Raw genomic sequence first — 13,453 nt, forward strand, 5'->3', positions numbered from 1 at the left:
CCACCTCCTCAAGGCGAGGAGGCGTCGTAGCAAGGTCGCGTCGTTCAGGGGCTTTTGGTTTAATGGGCAAGATTACCGGTTTTCTCGAGATCGAACGTCACGACCGCAAGTACGAGCCGGTCGCCGAGCGCGTGAAGAACTTCAAGGAGTTCGTGATCCCGCTCACCGAGAAGGAAACGCGCGATCAGGCGGCGCGCTGCATGAACTGCGGCATCCCCTATTGTCACGGCACCGGCTCGGTGGAGCCCGGCACACCCGGCTGTCCGGTCAACAATCAAATCCCTGACTTCAACGACCTGGTTTATAACGGCAACTGGGAAGAAGCGTCGCGCAACCTGCACTCGACCAACAACTTCCCGGAATTCACCGGCCGCATCTGCCCGGCGCCGTGCGAAGCCTCGTGCACGCTGAACATCACCGACACCCCGGTGACCATCAAGACCATCGAATGCGCGATCGTCGACCGCGCCTGGGACAATGGCTGGCTGCCGCCGCAAACCGCGACCGAGAAAACCGGCAAGAAGGTTGCCGTGGTCGGCTCCGGTCCGGCGGGTCTTGCCTGCGCGCAGCAGCTCGCGCGCGCCGGTCACGACGTCCACGTCTTCGAGAAAAACGCGAAGGCCGGCGGCCTACTGCGCTACGGCATCCCCGACTTCAAGATGGAGAAGGGCATCATCGACCGCCGCGTCAAGCAGATGGAAGCCGAGGGCGTGACCTTCCACTACAACATCCCGATCGGCGGCAAGGCGGCGAATGCCGTCGATCCGCAGGACCTGCTCAAGGCCTATGACGCCGTGGCGCTGACCGGCGGCGCTGAAGCGCCGCGCGACCTGCCGATCCCCGGCCGCGAATTCGACGGCATCCATTTCGCGATGGATTTCCTGCCGCAGCAGAACCGCCGCGTCGGCAACGAACCGCTGAACGGCGTCCGCGAGATTCTCGCCGGCGGCAAGGACGTCGTCGTGATCGGAGGCGGCGACACAGGCTCCGACTGCATCGGCACCTCGATCCGCCAGGGCGCGACCTCGGTGACGCAGCTCGAAATCATGCCGCAGCCGCCCGAGCACGAAGACAAGATGCTGACCTGGCCGAACTGGCCGCTGCGCATGCGCATCTCGTCGAGCCAGGCCGAAGGCGCGAAGCGTGAATACGCGGTGCTGACCCAAAAATTCGAAGGCAAGGACGGCAAGGTCACCGGTCTGCAATGCACGCAGGTCGATGCCAGGTTCCAGCCGATCCCCGGCACCGAATTCGAACTCAAGGCCGAACTGGTGCTGCTGGCGATGGGCTTCGTCCATCCGATGCATGAAGGCCTGCTCAAGACGCTCGGCGTCGATCTCGACCCGCGCGGCAATGTCCGCGCCAGCACGGTGAACTATCAGACCTCGGTGCCGAAGGTGTTCACCTCGGGCGACATGCGCCGTGGACAGTCGCTGGTGGTGTGGGCGATCCGCGAAGGCCGGCAGTGCGCTGCCTCGATCGACCAGCATCTGATGGGCGCGACCACCCTGCCGCGATAGTCAACGCGCATATCGTCGTTCATTCATGAAGGCCGGGCTGTTGCCCGGCTTTTTTGATTCAGATTTACATCTTCATTGGCATGCACATTGTCATGGCCGTTCGAAGAACGGCTTCGCTCCCGCTCGCCTATGTCCCGGCCAACTCGCTTTGGGAAACACCAATGCCAGCCTAAGCGGGATCACCGGCACAAGGCCGGTGATGACATCGAGAATGTTCGGACTTTCACTCTCAAAAAAGAAAAAGCCCCGCCGAACAATCGACGGGGCTTCTTCGTGTCGGTCATTCACGAACCGACGTTACTCGACGATCTTGATCACACGCCGGGTGCGCGGCTCAACGATCACATGACGATCGTTGACGACGGCGTAGCGATATTCCGGATAGCGCTGGATCGGCCGCAGCCGGACGGATTGCGGCAGCGGGCGGCCGACCGCCACTTCCTCGCGGACCACCACCGACGGACCCGGCTCGGAGCGCACGGAGTTGAGAACCGCGTTCGGGATTTCCACCGCCGCACCAACCGCAGCGCCCACGGTGCCGCCGACGGCGGCGCCCACCGGACCGGCCACCGCACCGCCGGAGGCTGCGCCGTTGGCCGCGCCTGTCGCGGTCGTGCTCTGCGCAAAGGCAAGGCCCGGCGCCAGAACAAGGATCGCAGTCATCATCGCTGTACGAATTTTCATGTCATCCTCCAATCGATCAACGGAGGAATAACGGTGCAGGCGCGGCCGCGTTCCGGCAATTGTCCGCGAACCGACGGAAATCAACCCATGCTGGTTCCGCGCGTCACATTGATGCCGGTCATGCGGCGCGATTTTGACGGCAGAAGAGGCGCCCGATCGCCGATGATCAGTTTATCCGCGGCAATGCGATCAGCCGGCCTACTGTCCGAACAGACTCCGGAAAAACGAGCCCGGTCCCGCGAAGGTCGGCGGGCGCGGAGCGGATTCGTCATAGAACCGACCACCGCGCTGCTGCGGACGCTGCAACTGGCGCGGCCGGTCTTCGGCCTCGATGAAGCCCGAGCTTGCCGGCATCTTTCGCTTTACCTTCGGCGCGGCGTCGGCCGGCTCCTCAGGCTTCAGGCTGACGACGGTCGGATCGCCGGCCGGCGCTTCCTGCTTGCCGACATCGCGGCGCGGCCATGCGAAATCGTCGGCGCGTCCCGCAGGCGGATCGAGCGCCTCGCCCTTGACCATCGTGCGTGCAGCCAGCGCATCGACTGCGGCCGGTCGTGTGCCGTTGCCGCCGAGCAATTCGTCCGAGCGAACCGAGGATGCCACCAGCGGCATCACCGGCCCGTAAAGCGGACGCGGACCGGCGACGCCCGGCTTGGTGTCGGCGGGCGGCTCGTCGGTCGGCATCGCCATCGGAGACAGGCGCGCCGACAGCACGCGGCGGATTTCACGCTCGACATAGTGCGCGAGCTTGCGCGCGCCGGCCTTGGTGAAGAATACGCCATCGGCCGAACGCAGGCGGCGGATCTGGCCCTCGAAGTCCGGGCCCTGGGTCAGGAAGCGGCCGTTGTCGTCAACGAAGCCAGCCCAGACATCGACATAGGTGATGCCGGTCTTGCCCGCGACATCGCGATACAGCGAGTCGAGGAACAGCATGTCGGAGGTCGACTTCGTGCCGCGGATCGCCGGCAGGCCGACCCACAGGACCGGCACGTTCTTGGCCTTGAGGACCGCGACCATCTCCTCGATCTTCTTCGCATAAAGTTCGACCCAGCGGTCATCGCGAAAATCGGCGATGCCGTCCGGAGCACGGCGCGTTTTCTCGGGCGCGGCGATCTGCAAATCCGGATCCTCGGCGGGCGCCGGAGCGGCCGATTGGTCCGCGGTGCCGGCGCCGTCAGCCTTCTCGTCGGCCTTTGCGGTCGCACCGTCAGCGGGCTTGCCGTCTTTCGCGTCCCCCTTCGTCTCTTTCTTGCCGTCCTTCTTCGCGCCCTTCTTGTCGGCCTTGTCGTTCTTCTTCTCGGCCTCGCGGATCGCGGTGCGATCATGCAGGCCGAGCATCACGACGATCACATCGGGCTTTTCATGAGCGAGAATGTCTTTGGCGGCGCCGATCCAGTCCGACGGCTCGCCCTTCGGCTGATACTTGATGAGACCCGAGACAGTCTTGTGTTTGCGGATCACGCCAAGCTCAGGCGTTTCCGAGAGCGCATCTTCAAGACCATAGGCCAGCCAGTCGGCCATCGAGTCGCCGAGCACCAGCACGTTGCGCTCGGCCGGCTGTTCGCGTTTGGCCGGCGACGGCGCGTGCGAATAGTCGGTCGGGCGCTGCGCTTCGCGCTCCGGCGGTGCGCGGCCGGGAAACATGTCACCGAACGGCGAGAAGAAACCGCGCCGCTCGGGTGGCGGGCCGCGCAGCGGCCGCTGCTGGGGTGGACCACCGAACAGGAAGAACTGCGCCGACGCGGGAGCGACGATGCCGCACGTCATCATGCCGGCGACGGCCAGCGCGATCAACGGGCCGGTTTCGGTCAGGATACGTCGCAAGGGGCTGCGGCTGCGCATGCGGGTCACGGTCGGTGGAATTACCGAGGTAAAATAATAACAGATTCAGGCCCGAAAGGGGCAAATCGCGCGCCATAAGCAGGTTTCGCCTCGCCGCCGTCAAGGGCGGCCGAGGTCAAAATCCGCGAAAATCGGAAGCTTGTACGCTCACCGCCCGCGCAACTGCTCCAGCGCGCCCGACGAGGCGAAACCGTCCGCCGGAGCGCCGATCGAAGCCTGGAACGAGCGCAGCGCCTTGCGAGTCTCGCCGCCAAGCCGGCCGTCCGCATCGCCACGATAGAAGCCGCGCCGCGCCAGCAACTGCTGCAACTCGAGCCGCTCGGCGCGGGACAGCACTCGCTCCTGCCGCGGCCACGCCTGCACGAACGGCGCGCCGCCGCGCAGACGATCGGCGAAATGACCGATGGCGAGCGCATACGACTCCGCCGGATTGTAGCGCAGGATGGCGCGGAAATTCGCCAGCATCAGGAAACCCGGACCGTCGGCCCCCGCGGGCGCAAGCAGGAACGCCTTGTCGCTCGGGCGCGGAAACGCCTTGCCGTCCGGACGCCGCACGCCGAGATGCTGCCACTGCGCCAGCGAGTAGGTCTTGGCGCGATCCGCCAGCATGTAGTTGAAGCCCTGCGGCACCGCGACCTCGTAGCCCCAGGTTTCGCCCGGCTGCCAGCCATCCTTCTTGAGCTTGTTGGCGGTCGAGGCGATCAGGTCGGCGACATTGCCGACCGCGTCGCGGCGGCCGTCGCCGTCGAAATCGACCGCATAGCGCTTGAACGCCGTCGGCATGAACTGGGTCGGGCCGAACGCGCCGGCCCACGAGCCGACCATCTCATCCGGCGTCAGATCGCCGCGATTGAGGATCTCCAGCGCTGCGAGAAATTCATCCTTGAAGTATTTCTGGCGTCGGCCGACGCAGGCGAGCGTCGCGGTCGAGCGCAGCACCGGACGGTCGCCGCCCTGCGTCGAATAATTCGACTCGATACCCCAGATCGACGCGATGATGTGACGATCGACGCCATAGGCGCGCTCGACCGCATCGAACTGCGGCTTGTACTTCGCCAGCACCTCGCGACCCTTGGCGATGCGGGTGTCGTTCACCAGCACATCAAGATAATCCCACACCGACTTGGTGAATTCGGGCTGGGCGTCGATGAAGTCCATGATCTTCAGGTCGGGCGTGAGGCCGGACGTGAAGCGGCGGAAGTTTGCCTCGGTAACGCCGCGATGCGCGGCGGCGGGCCACATCCGCGCGACGCAATTGCCGAAATCGTTGGCCGAGGCGCGGATCGCCTGCGCCGTCATCAGCGGATGGCCGGACGCGCCGTCCTCGCCGCTCCATTCTTTGGCGGGCGCGGCGCCGAGCTGCGCCACCCGCCGTTTCGGCGCGGGCGCGGGGCGGGTCGCCGGCGGTGCTGACGAGATCGTGCCGGTGTATTCGGCACGCGACGACATCACCGGGCCGCCGCCGGATGAACCCTGCGCGCAGGCCGAAACCGACAGCGCGCTCGCGCCCAACATGGTCACCGCAGCAGCGCGGCTGAACCGGCCGCCGATCATCTCCGAAACACGCATGAGAACCCACCCGATACGCAACAAAACCCCGACGGTTAGGAGGCCCATTTAGGGTTTCGATCAGCTTAACAGGCAGGCTTTTTTTGGCGACCGAATGGCGCAGGCATCTACATTTGTTGTCATCGCCGGGCTTGTCCCGGCGATCCCGATAAGGCGGGCACCATGCCTCCCTGAGCGGGATGGCCGGAACAAGTCCGGCCATGACAGATCAAACCTCGCAAACCACGATCATACATCCGCCTTTGTTCCCGGCTGCAAACAGGATACGAGGGAACCATTGCCGTTCCCGAAATTTAATAGCCGCCTGCCTTTGACCCCACCAGTCCAAGATTCACCAATCCAAAGAGCCACATGAAAATCCGCAAAGCTGTGTTCCCCGTCGCCGGTCTCGGCACCCGCTTCCTGCCCGCCACCAAGGCGATGCCGAAGGAGATGCTCACCGTGGTCGACCGCCCGCTGATCCAGCATGTGGTCGACGAAGCGCTGGAAGCCGGGATCGAGCACCTGGTGTTCGTCACCGGCCGCAACAAGGGCGTGATCGAGGATCACTTCGACCGCCCCTATGAGCTGGAAGACACGCTGAAGGAGCGCAACAAGCTCAAGGAAATGGACATCCTCGAACGCGACCAGCCGGAAGCGGGCGCGACATCGTTCACCCGCCAGCAGGCGCCGCTCGGGCTCGGCCACGCGGTGTGGTGCGCGCGCGACATCGTCGGCGACGAGCCGTTCGCGGTGCTGCTGCCGGACGTGCTGGTGAAGAACAAGCCGAGCGGCCTGAAGCAGATGATCGACGCCGCCAATGCGGCGGGCGCCGACAAGGCGAACATCGTCGCGGTGGAAGAAGTGCCGATGGACCAGGTCCACATGTACGGCGTGGTCGGCGTCGGCAAGACCAGGGGCGACCTGTTCGAACTCAACGGCATGGTCGAAAAGCCGAAGAAGGAAGTGGCGCCGTCGAACCTCTCGATCACCGGGCGCTACATTCTGCAGCCGGAAATCTTCAACGTGCTGGAAACGCAGGAGCGCGGCGCCGGCGGCGAAATCCAGCTCACCGACGCCATGCTCGGCCTCGCCCGGACGCAGCCGTTCTACGGCTTCAAGTTCAAGGGCAAGAGCTACGACTGCGGCTCGAAGTCGGGATTCTTGGCCGCCAACATCGCCTATGCGATGGACCGCGAGGATCTGCGCAGCGATCTGCTGACGGAAATGAAGAAATATATTTGAGAGCCGTAAAAAGCCCCCTCACCCGGTCTCTCGCTACGCTCGAAACCACCCCCTCCCACGAGGGGAGAGGGGAAGTGAGAAACGCTCAATGCCTCAGCGCGTGCTGCGCCTCGCGCAGCACGTCGAGCGGCACCCACGGCTTGGCCATGAACTTGGTGCCATCCGGCAGGCGGCGCACGCGCGGCGCGCCCGACGTCACAACGATACGCAATTCGGGAAAGCGCTCGCGCGCCTGATGCGCGAACTCGATGCCGTCCATGTCGCCGGCGAGTTCAACATCGGTGAAGATCATCGCAAGACGCGAGCCGATCTGATCGAGCACAGCGAGCGCCGCCTCCGCGCTTTCGCACTGAACCACGCGCATGTCGCTTTCCTCAAGCAGCATGCTGACCAGCGCGCGCTGCATCAGGTCATCCTCGACGACAAGGGCGGTCGGAGTGAGAGCCTGTCCCATCGGAACCTCCGTTGTTGTTTTGAGTGTCGAGAAGTTAATGCGCGCACGCCGCGATGGTTGCGCAGAAACCCGCAAAGCGTGTGGATGAATGAGGAGATTGGGAGCGGAACAGCGCAGAGCGGATCAGGCGAAGCGCACACGCCGGGAACAGGTTAGACGAAACGCGTACCGATGCGTTGGTGCCGCAGCCAGAAACCGGCAAAAGAAGCTGCGTCCATCATCCCCGTTGCGGCCGGTTGTCACCCGGCGCATGCGAGGGAGATAACGCGGGAATAGGAGGGAAGTTCGGATAAAGGATGAATCTGGTCGGAATTGAATAGCCCAGATCCGCCGCGACACATCCCAATTTTGCTTAATTATCTATTCCGCTCGTTAGAATCTTGCTTCGCGACAACGAAAGAAAGCGCGCGCGCAACACCGGATTCTGCGCGCGCGGGCATTGACTCATGCTGGTGTCAAGGTGCCTGCTGATGCGACGCGGTGATGGTGTTCTTAGTCGTGTTCGCCCACGCGTTTCAGGGCGTGCGCGAGGGCATGGGCCTGCTGATCGCCACCGCCCAAGGCTCGTTCGATGCCAACGGCGTGTTCGCCGCGATGATCGTCGTTGCCGTGGTGGCGCTACTGGCGGAATGGCTTCTGACCATGGTAGAGAACCGGCTGCTGACGCGGCGGCCGAATACGAGCGTCAACGACTAGAGTCTCGCTAACAACCTAGCGCTGCACGCGCACGCCAAGCATCACGATGGTCCCGCGCGAACTCGCGCCGGGGACCGAGCTTTCCAGCCAGTCGTGGCGGATGCTGCCCTTGATGTGGAAGGTGCGGCTGAGTTTGTAGATCAGATCGGCCTCCGCGAAATAGCGCTTGTCGGAGCGCGCCTCGTCGTAATCGGTGGTGCCGTAGCCGAGCTTGGCGGTGCCGATCAGCCAGCGGCGGAAGGCGTGATCGACCTGAAAAACATAATCGCGGGTCAGCGAGCCGGACACGCCGGGCAGCGTGGTCTCGTCGATCGACGACGTCGCGTTGAGGCGCACAGTGGTCAACCCGGTCGCGGTCCACACCAGCGATGCGCTGGTCAGCAGGCCGCTCAGGCGCTCAAGGCGCGGGTCGTCGTAGTTGCGCAGCGAGTAACCGGCGGCGACCTCGCCGGTCAGCAGCCGCGAGAATTCGAACGACGTTCCGGCCTTGGCGTAGCCGCCGGTCGAATTGCGCCGGTAGCCCGAGCGATCGAATTCGGTTTCGTGGATGCGGGTATCGCCCTCGATTTCGCCGAACGGTTTGACGCCTGGCATCAGGTCGTAACTGATGCGGGCGATGCCGCCATACTGGTCGAAGTTGCGGTCGGCGTTGCTGGTCGCGGTGCCGTCGGTGAGATGCGAATACTGATAGGTGGTGTGATCGGCGGTGGCGGCGAGCGACACCTGCAGACGGTTGAAATCTTGCTCGACGCCGGCGGTGGCGCCCGTGGTGAAAGCAAGCGGATATCTGCTCAGGCCCGCCTGGATGTTCGGGCTGCCGGGATTGTCGGTAGCGATGCGCAGCCGCAGTTCGGAATTGATCCGTGTGTCGCGCGTCACGTCGATACGTCCGGCGACCTTGCCGGTGAAATCGGGGCGATCGATGTTGGTCGGCATCGGCGCGACTTCGCCGTCGACCGGCGGAAAGGTCCGGCTGTAACCGGTGAACGAGCCGCGCAGGTCGGCGACCAGCGAGTGGCGGCTCCACTGCGAAGCGATCAGCAACTCGGGCGAGATCACGTAAAACGGCGAGGCCTTTGGCACATCAAGACGGCCGGGATTGGTGTCGTAGCCGCCCATGATTTCGACCGCGGCCTTGCTAAGAAACGGGCCGGTGTGAAATCCAACGTTGCCGAACGGATCGTCGTCGACCTTCAACGGGCGACGCGGCGGCTGGCCGACAGCGATGCCCGCGACCGAGGCTGAGACCGGCGGACGGCGCGTGCCGCGCAGTGCGGTGTCGGGCGAGATCGGCGAATTGCCGGGGCCGACGACTTTCGGCTTCGGCGTGCCGGGATAGGGCTTGGGACGGATGCGCTTGCGATTAAGCGAGTCGTAGCCGGCGACAGCCGCTCCCGATGCCGGCACGTCGTAGGTCGGGATCCGGCCGATCCGCGATGGCGCGGTCGCGCCCCGCAGTCGCGTGGCGTCGGGATTGTCCATCATGGTGCTGTCGGTCGCGGTGCTGCCGGTGGCGGCGTTCTGCGCGGTCCGCCGCAACGCTGACTGATCGGCCGGCGCGAAGCCGCCGCGCGACGGATTGAGCATGTCGGTGAGCGACTGGGCGGATGCAGGCACGGGAGCACTCGCGATCAGGCACGCGGCCGCGCACGCCGCCAGCGCGCGCCTGTTTCGCGCGCGGTGACCGCGATTTCGCAACCGGAGGGGCTTTCGCCCTGAACGCACGTCTCACCAGCCTTTCCGGCCAAGCCGAAAACCGCAACAAATTGAGATGCTTGCGGAAAACGTCCGCCGCCCCGCACGGCAACGCGCAGGGTTAATGGAGTTAAAACAATTATGGTTAATGAGCCGTTGAGAACCGCCGGCGGCTTCGCGTTATGTCGTTGAACGTGCTAGGGGAAACTCCGGATGGCGCGTCGTTTCATGCGAGGCCCGTCGCTCCTGGAAAGCTTCACATGACCTCCACAACACCGCCGGCGATCGCTTCCGCGCTGCGCACCCTCGACACCGAAGCCGATGGCATCACCGCGCTCGTCGACGCCCTGCAGAACGGCCTCGGCGCTCCGTTCACCGCCGCCGTCGATCTGGTGCGCAATGCCAAGGGCCGCCTGATCGTGACCGGACTCGGCAAGTCGGGACACATCGGCCGCAAGATGGCGGCGACCTTCGCCTCCACCGGCACCCCCGCCTTCTTCGTCCACGCCGCCGAAGCGAGCCACGGCGATCTCGGCATGATCACCGCCGACGATGTCATTCTGGCGCTGTCGTGGTCCGGCGAAACCGCCGAACTCAAGAACCTGATCAACTATTCGCGGCGTTTCCGCATCGGGCTGATCGCGGTCACCTCCGAGGCGGAATCGACGCTGGGCGCGGCCGCCGACGTGGCTTTGACACTGCCGAAGGCACGCGAAGCCTGTCCGCACAATCTTGCGCCGACAACATCGTCGCTGATGCAGCTCGCGCTCGGCGACGCACTCGCGGTCGCGCTGCTGGAAAGCCGCGGCTTCACCGCACTCGATTTCGGCGTGCTGCATCCATCCGGCAAGCTCGGCGCGATGCTGAAATTCGTTCGCGACCTGATGCACATCGACACTGCGATTCCGTTGAAGCCGCTCGGCGCGAAAATGTCCGAGGCATTGGTCGAGATGACATCGAAGGGCTTCGGCTGCGTCGGCATCATCGACACGCGCGGCGAGATCGCCGGCATCGTCACCGATGGCGACTTGCGCCGCCACATGCGGCCGGACCTGATGACCGCCAGCGTCGATGAGGTGATGACGAAAAATCCGAAGACCATCAGTCCCGATCTGCTGGCGAGCGAGGCGCTTGAAATCCTCAACTCATCGAAGATCACCGCGCTGATCGTCACTGACGGCAAGACACCCGTCGGCATCGTTCACTTGCACGACATCCTGCGCGCCGGCGTGGCCTGACCGCTTCGCTCAGCTTTCCGGAAAGCGCATCGCTGTCGGCTCCAGCGGCAGATCGAGCCCGTTGGCGAGGTAGGCGACGGTCCGGTAGAATCCGCAGAGCTGAAAGATCTCCAGAATTTTCGCACCGTCGAAGTACGCGGCGAGCGCTTCGAACTCCCTGCGGGTCAGCGTCGCGCGATGATGGAGCGCATCGACCGCCGCGATCAGCGCCTGCTCGGCATCGGTCCAGCACGCAGCTTCCGCGGGTTCGAGGACGGTTGCCCTCACCTGCTCGCCGGTCAGCTTCGCTGCCTGTGCAAAGATCGTGACATGGACACCCCACTCGTATTCGCATCGGGTCAGCGCGCAGGTGCGGTCGATCACGATTTCCCGCTCGCGCAGCGACAACGGCCCACGATCGAGCAAACTGGCGGCGCGGAACTTGGTCCATGCCCGTTTCGACGTCGCGATGGTGCGGAACAGAACCAGCGGCGGAACGTCCTGTGGCATGATGCGGTCGCAATCGGCCTGAATGTCCGCCGCATACGGCGGCTCCAGCGGAGCTAATCGTGACATGGCACTATCCCTTTGCTACAGTAAATGTAGCATCGCTACACTAATTGTAGCAAGATACTTTTCGCAGAGACGCGCCAGTGACTAAGCCGCAACCAGCAAAACCGCCATCGGCGAAACCCGCGAAATCCGTTCGCGGCTCGCAATCCGGGCGGCCGATCATGGTCCTGCTCGATCTTTTAGGCCGGCGATGGACCCTGAGGATCGTCTGGGAATTGCGCGACAGCACGCTGACGTCGCGCGAATTGCGCACCGCTTGCGATGACGCATCGCCGACCGTGATACAGCAGCGGCTGACGGAATTGCGCGACGCGGGACTGGTTGAGAAACTGGCCGAGGGCGGCTATCGCCTCTCCGCGGGCGGGCACGAGCTGTTCGAACTGTTCATGCCGCTCCACCAGTTCGCCGATCGCTGGAACAGGCGGCAGAAGACCGCTTGAGCGCTACGCAGGCCCGACGCGCAGACTCGCGCCATCGGCCTGAACCACCTTGACCCTGCTGCCGGCCGGCGCGTCGGCGCCCGAGACACGCCAGATCGTGTCGTCGATCTTCACGGTGCCGATACCATCGAGGATCGGCTTGTCGAGCGTAAACTCGCGGCCGACCAGACCCTCCGCCCGGCGATTGAGAAATGGCTTGTCGGTAGGCGCCTCATTGCGGCGGGCGAAGTGGCGCCACAGCGGCACCATCGCCAGCGACAGCACCGCGAACACCAGAAACTGGCTTTGCCACGACGACACGATGAAGAACGACAGCAGGCCGACGATCAGCGCCGCGATGCCGAGCCACAGCATGAACACGCCGGGCGCGAAAGTCTCGATACCCATCAGCACGACGGCGAGAATGAGCCAGTTCCAGGTCCCGAGCTTTGCAACGATATCGATCATGATCGGGATACTCAGGTGGTTCGGTTCGGCGGCGTTCCGGCGTTCGGCACCGACGGACGCCGCGCGGCAGACGCCGCCGATGCGGCGGACGTAGCGCTTTCGCCGAATGTCGCCTTGGCGATCTCGCCGATGCCCGCGAGCGAACCAAGAATGGAGGTTGCCTCGATCGGCAGCATCACGATCTTCTGGTTCGGCGACTTGGCGATCTCGCCGAATGCCTTGATGTACTTGTCGGCGATGAAGTAGTTCAGCGACGCGACGTCACCGGCGGCGATGGCGCTCGACACCATCTGCGTCGCCTTGGCTTCAGCTTCGGCCGAACGCTCGCGCGCCTCGGCGTCTCGGAACGCAGCTTCCTTGCGGCCTTCCGCCTGAAGGATCTGCGACTGCTTGGCGCCCTCGGCGCGCAGGATTTCCGACTGGCGCTGACCTTCGGCCTGCAGGATTTCCGCGCGCTTGACGCGCTCCGCCTTCATCTGGCGGCCCATCGCCTCGACCAGATCGGCCGGCGGCACAATGTCCTTGATCTCGATGCGGTTGACCTTGAGGCCCCACGGCGACACCGCAGCATCGACCACGCGCAGCAGCCGCTCGTTGATCTCGTCACGATGCGACAGCACCTGATCGAGATCCATCGCGCCCATCACCGAGCGGATGTTGGTCATGGTCAGCGTCACGATCGCCTGGTTGAGGTTGGAGACCTCGTAGCTCGCCTTGGCGGCATCGAACACCTGATAGAATGCGACGCCATCGACGCTGACGGTGGCATTGTCCTTGGTGATGACCTCCTGCTCGGGAATGTCGATCACCTGCTCCATCATGTTCACCTTGCGGCCGATGCGATCGAAATAGGGAATGATGATGTTGAGGCCGGGCTCCAGTGTGCGGGTGTATTTGCCGAACCGCTCGACGGTCCAGTCATAGCCTTGCGACACCGTCTTGACGCCTGCAAACAGGGTGAAGACGACCAGCAGCAAAAAGGCGATGGTGAAAATATCAAACCCGGACATGAGCCCTCCCAAGTGGCCTTCGAAGTCAAATCATTTGAGCCGCCAGGCATCGGGGCACGACAAAGCCGCGCCCGGGCAGCCTATC

13 protein-coding genes are annotated in these 13,453 nt (G+C 64.2%); 5 read left to right on the plus strand and 8 right to left on the minus strand.

Features of this window, described 5'->3' with window-relative positions; all coding sequences use genetic code 11:
- Positions 1–62: 62 nt before the first annotated feature.
- Positions 63–1,520 carry a glutamate synthase subunit beta gene (locus tag ASC80_RS15265; RefSeq protein ID WP_056299089.1) on the plus strand — a complete coding sequence of 486 codons (1,458 nt, stop codon included), beginning with the start codon at positions 63–65 and terminating at the stop codon, positions 1,518–1,520.
- 297 nt (positions 1,521–1,817) lie between these two features.
- Here ASC80_RS15265 and ASC80_RS15270 read toward each other — a convergent pair whose 3' ends face one another.
- From ASC80_RS15270 to ASC80_RS15280, 3 genes are all read right to left on the minus strand, one after another.
- A complete protein-coding gene (locus ASC80_RS15270) occupies positions 1,818–2,204 on the minus strand; it encodes a DUF1236 domain-containing protein (RefSeq protein WP_056300781.1) in 387 nt (128 codons plus the stop codon).
- 198 nt (positions 2,205–2,402) lie between these two features.
- Complete coding sequence (locus ASC80_RS15275; protein ID WP_082512628.1) at positions 2,403–4,043, minus strand: SGNH/GDSL hydrolase family protein; 1,641 nt, start codon at positions 4,041–4,043, stop codon at positions 2,403–2,405.
- A gap of 147 nt (positions 4,044–4,190) precedes the next feature.
- Positions 4,191–5,612, minus strand: a complete 1,422-nt coding sequence (locus ASC80_RS15280; RefSeq protein WP_056299092.1) for a lytic murein transglycosylase — start codon at positions 5,610–5,612, stop codon at positions 4,191–4,193.
- A gap of 351 nt (positions 5,613–5,963) precedes the next feature.
- On the opposite strand from ASC80_RS15280, the gene galU reads away from it, so the two are divergent.
- The gene (gene galU / locus ASC80_RS15285) at positions 5,964–6,836 is read left to right on the plus strand and encodes a UTP--glucose-1-phosphate uridylyltransferase GalU (protein ID WP_056299095.1); all 873 of its coding nucleotides are present in this window, start codon (positions 5,964–5,966) and stop codon (positions 6,834–6,836) included.
- Positions 6,837–6,921: 85 nt separating this feature from the next.
- Here galU and ASC80_RS15290 read toward each other — a convergent pair whose 3' ends face one another.
- Positions 6,922–7,290: a response regulator gene (locus tag ASC80_RS15290; protein ID WP_056299097.1), complete on the minus strand. Its 369-nt coding sequence runs from the start codon at positions 7,288–7,290 to the stop codon at positions 6,922–6,924.
- A gap of 483 nt (positions 7,291–7,773) precedes the next feature.
- Here ASC80_RS15290 and ASC80_RS15295 point away from each other — a divergent pair, with 483 nt between their 5' ends.
- A complete protein-coding gene (locus tag ASC80_RS15295; protein ID WP_056299100.1) occupies positions 7,774–7,986 on the plus strand; it encodes a hypothetical protein in 213 nt (70 codons plus the stop codon).
- A gap of 15 nt (positions 7,987–8,001) precedes the next feature.
- Here ASC80_RS15295 and ASC80_RS15300 read toward each other — a convergent pair whose 3' ends face one another.
- On the minus strand, positions 8,002–9,573 hold the full coding sequence (locus ASC80_RS15300; RefSeq protein WP_082512674.1) for an outer membrane beta-barrel protein: 1,572 nt from the start codon (positions 9,571–9,573) through the stop codon (positions 8,002–8,004).
- A gap of 368 nt (positions 9,574–9,941) precedes the next feature.
- Between ASC80_RS15300 and ASC80_RS15305 the strand changes: the two genes are divergently transcribed.
- On the plus strand, positions 9,942–10,919 hold the full coding sequence (locus ASC80_RS15305; RefSeq protein WP_056299104.1) for a KpsF/GutQ family sugar-phosphate isomerase: 978 nt from the start codon (positions 9,942–9,944) through the stop codon (positions 10,917–10,919).
- 9 nt (positions 10,920–10,928) lie between these two features.
- Here the strand turns inward: ASC80_RS15305 and ASC80_RS15310 are convergent, their stop codons facing one another.
- Positions 10,929–11,474 (minus strand): carboxymuconolactone decarboxylase family protein, encoded by a 546-nt coding sequence (locus ASC80_RS15310; protein ID WP_056299107.1) that lies wholly within the window; start codon positions 11,472–11,474, stop codon positions 10,929–10,931.
- A gap of 158 nt (positions 11,475–11,632) precedes the next feature.
- On the opposite strand from ASC80_RS15310, the gene ASC80_RS15315 reads away from it, so the two are divergent.
- Positions 11,633–11,911 carry a winged helix-turn-helix transcriptional regulator gene (locus ASC80_RS15315; RefSeq protein ID WP_082512629.1) on the plus strand — a complete coding sequence of 93 codons (279 nt, stop codon included), beginning with the start codon at positions 11,633–11,635 and terminating at the stop codon, positions 11,909–11,911.
- A gap of 3 nt (positions 11,912–11,914) precedes the next feature.
- On the opposite strand, the gene ASC80_RS15320 is transcribed toward ASC80_RS15315, so the two are convergent.
- Both ASC80_RS15320 and ASC80_RS15325 read right to left on the minus strand, forming a co-directional pair.
- Positions 11,915–12,358, minus strand: coding sequence for an NfeD family protein (locus tag ASC80_RS15320; RefSeq protein ID WP_056299112.1), 444 nt, complete (start codon positions 12,356–12,358; stop codon positions 11,915–11,917).
- 11 nt (positions 12,359–12,369) lie between these two features.
- Positions 12,370–13,368, minus strand: coding sequence for an SPFH domain-containing protein (locus tag ASC80_RS15325; protein ID WP_056299115.1), 999 nt, complete (start codon positions 13,366–13,368; stop codon positions 12,370–12,372).
- Positions 13,369–13,453: the final 85 nt, after the last annotated feature.

Source organism: Afipia sp. Root123D2 (assembly GCF_001425835.1).
Classification (GTDB): Bacteria; Pseudomonadota; Alphaproteobacteria; order Rhizobiales; family Xanthobacteraceae; genus Afipia.

Coding starts and splice junctions, on each gene's coding strand:
- ASC80_RS15265 (WP_056299089.1), top strand. CDS start 63: ATGGGCAAGATTACCGGTTTTCTCGAGATCGAACGTCACGACCGCAAG.
- ASC80_RS15270 (WP_056300781.1), bottom strand. CDS start 2,204: ATGAAAATTCGTACAGCGATGATGACTGCGATCCTTGTTCTGGCGCCG.
- ASC80_RS15275 (WP_082512628.1), bottom strand. CDS start 4,043: ATGCGCAGCCGCAGCCCCTTGCGACGTATCCTGACCGAAACCGGCCCG.
- ASC80_RS15280 (WP_056299092.1), bottom strand. CDS start 5,612: ATGCGTGTTTCGGAGATGATCGGCGGCCGGTTCAGCCGCGCTGCTGCG.
- galU (WP_056299095.1), top strand. CDS start 5,964: ATGAAAATCCGCAAAGCTGTGTTCCCCGTCGCCGGTCTCGGCACCCGC.
- ASC80_RS15290 (WP_056299097.1), bottom strand. CDS start 7,290: ATGGGACAGGCTCTCACTCCGACCGCCCTTGTCGTCGAGGATGACCTG.
- ASC80_RS15295 (WP_056299100.1), top strand. CDS start 7,774: ATGGTGTTCTTAGTCGTGTTCGCCCACGCGTTTCAGGGCGTGCGCGAG.
- ASC80_RS15300 (WP_082512674.1), bottom strand. CDS start 9,573: ATGCTCAATCCGTCGCGCGGCGGCTTCGCGCCGGCCGATCAGTCAGCG.
- ASC80_RS15305 (WP_056299104.1), top strand. CDS start 9,942: ATGACCTCCACAACACCGCCGGCGATCGCTTCCGCGCTGCGCACCCTC.
- ASC80_RS15310 (WP_056299107.1), bottom strand. CDS start 11,474: ATGTCACGATTAGCTCCGCTGGAGCCGCCGTATGCGGCGGACATTCAG.
- ASC80_RS15315 (WP_082512629.1), top strand. CDS start 11,633: ATGGTCCTGCTCGATCTTTTAGGCCGGCGATGGACCCTGAGGATCGTC.
- ASC80_RS15320 (WP_056299112.1), bottom strand. CDS start 12,358: ATGATCGATATCGTTGCAAAGCTCGGGACCTGGAACTGGCTCATTCTC.
- ASC80_RS15325 (WP_056299115.1), bottom strand. CDS start 13,368: ATGTCCGGGTTTGATATTTTCACCATCGCCTTTTTGCTGCTGGTCGTC.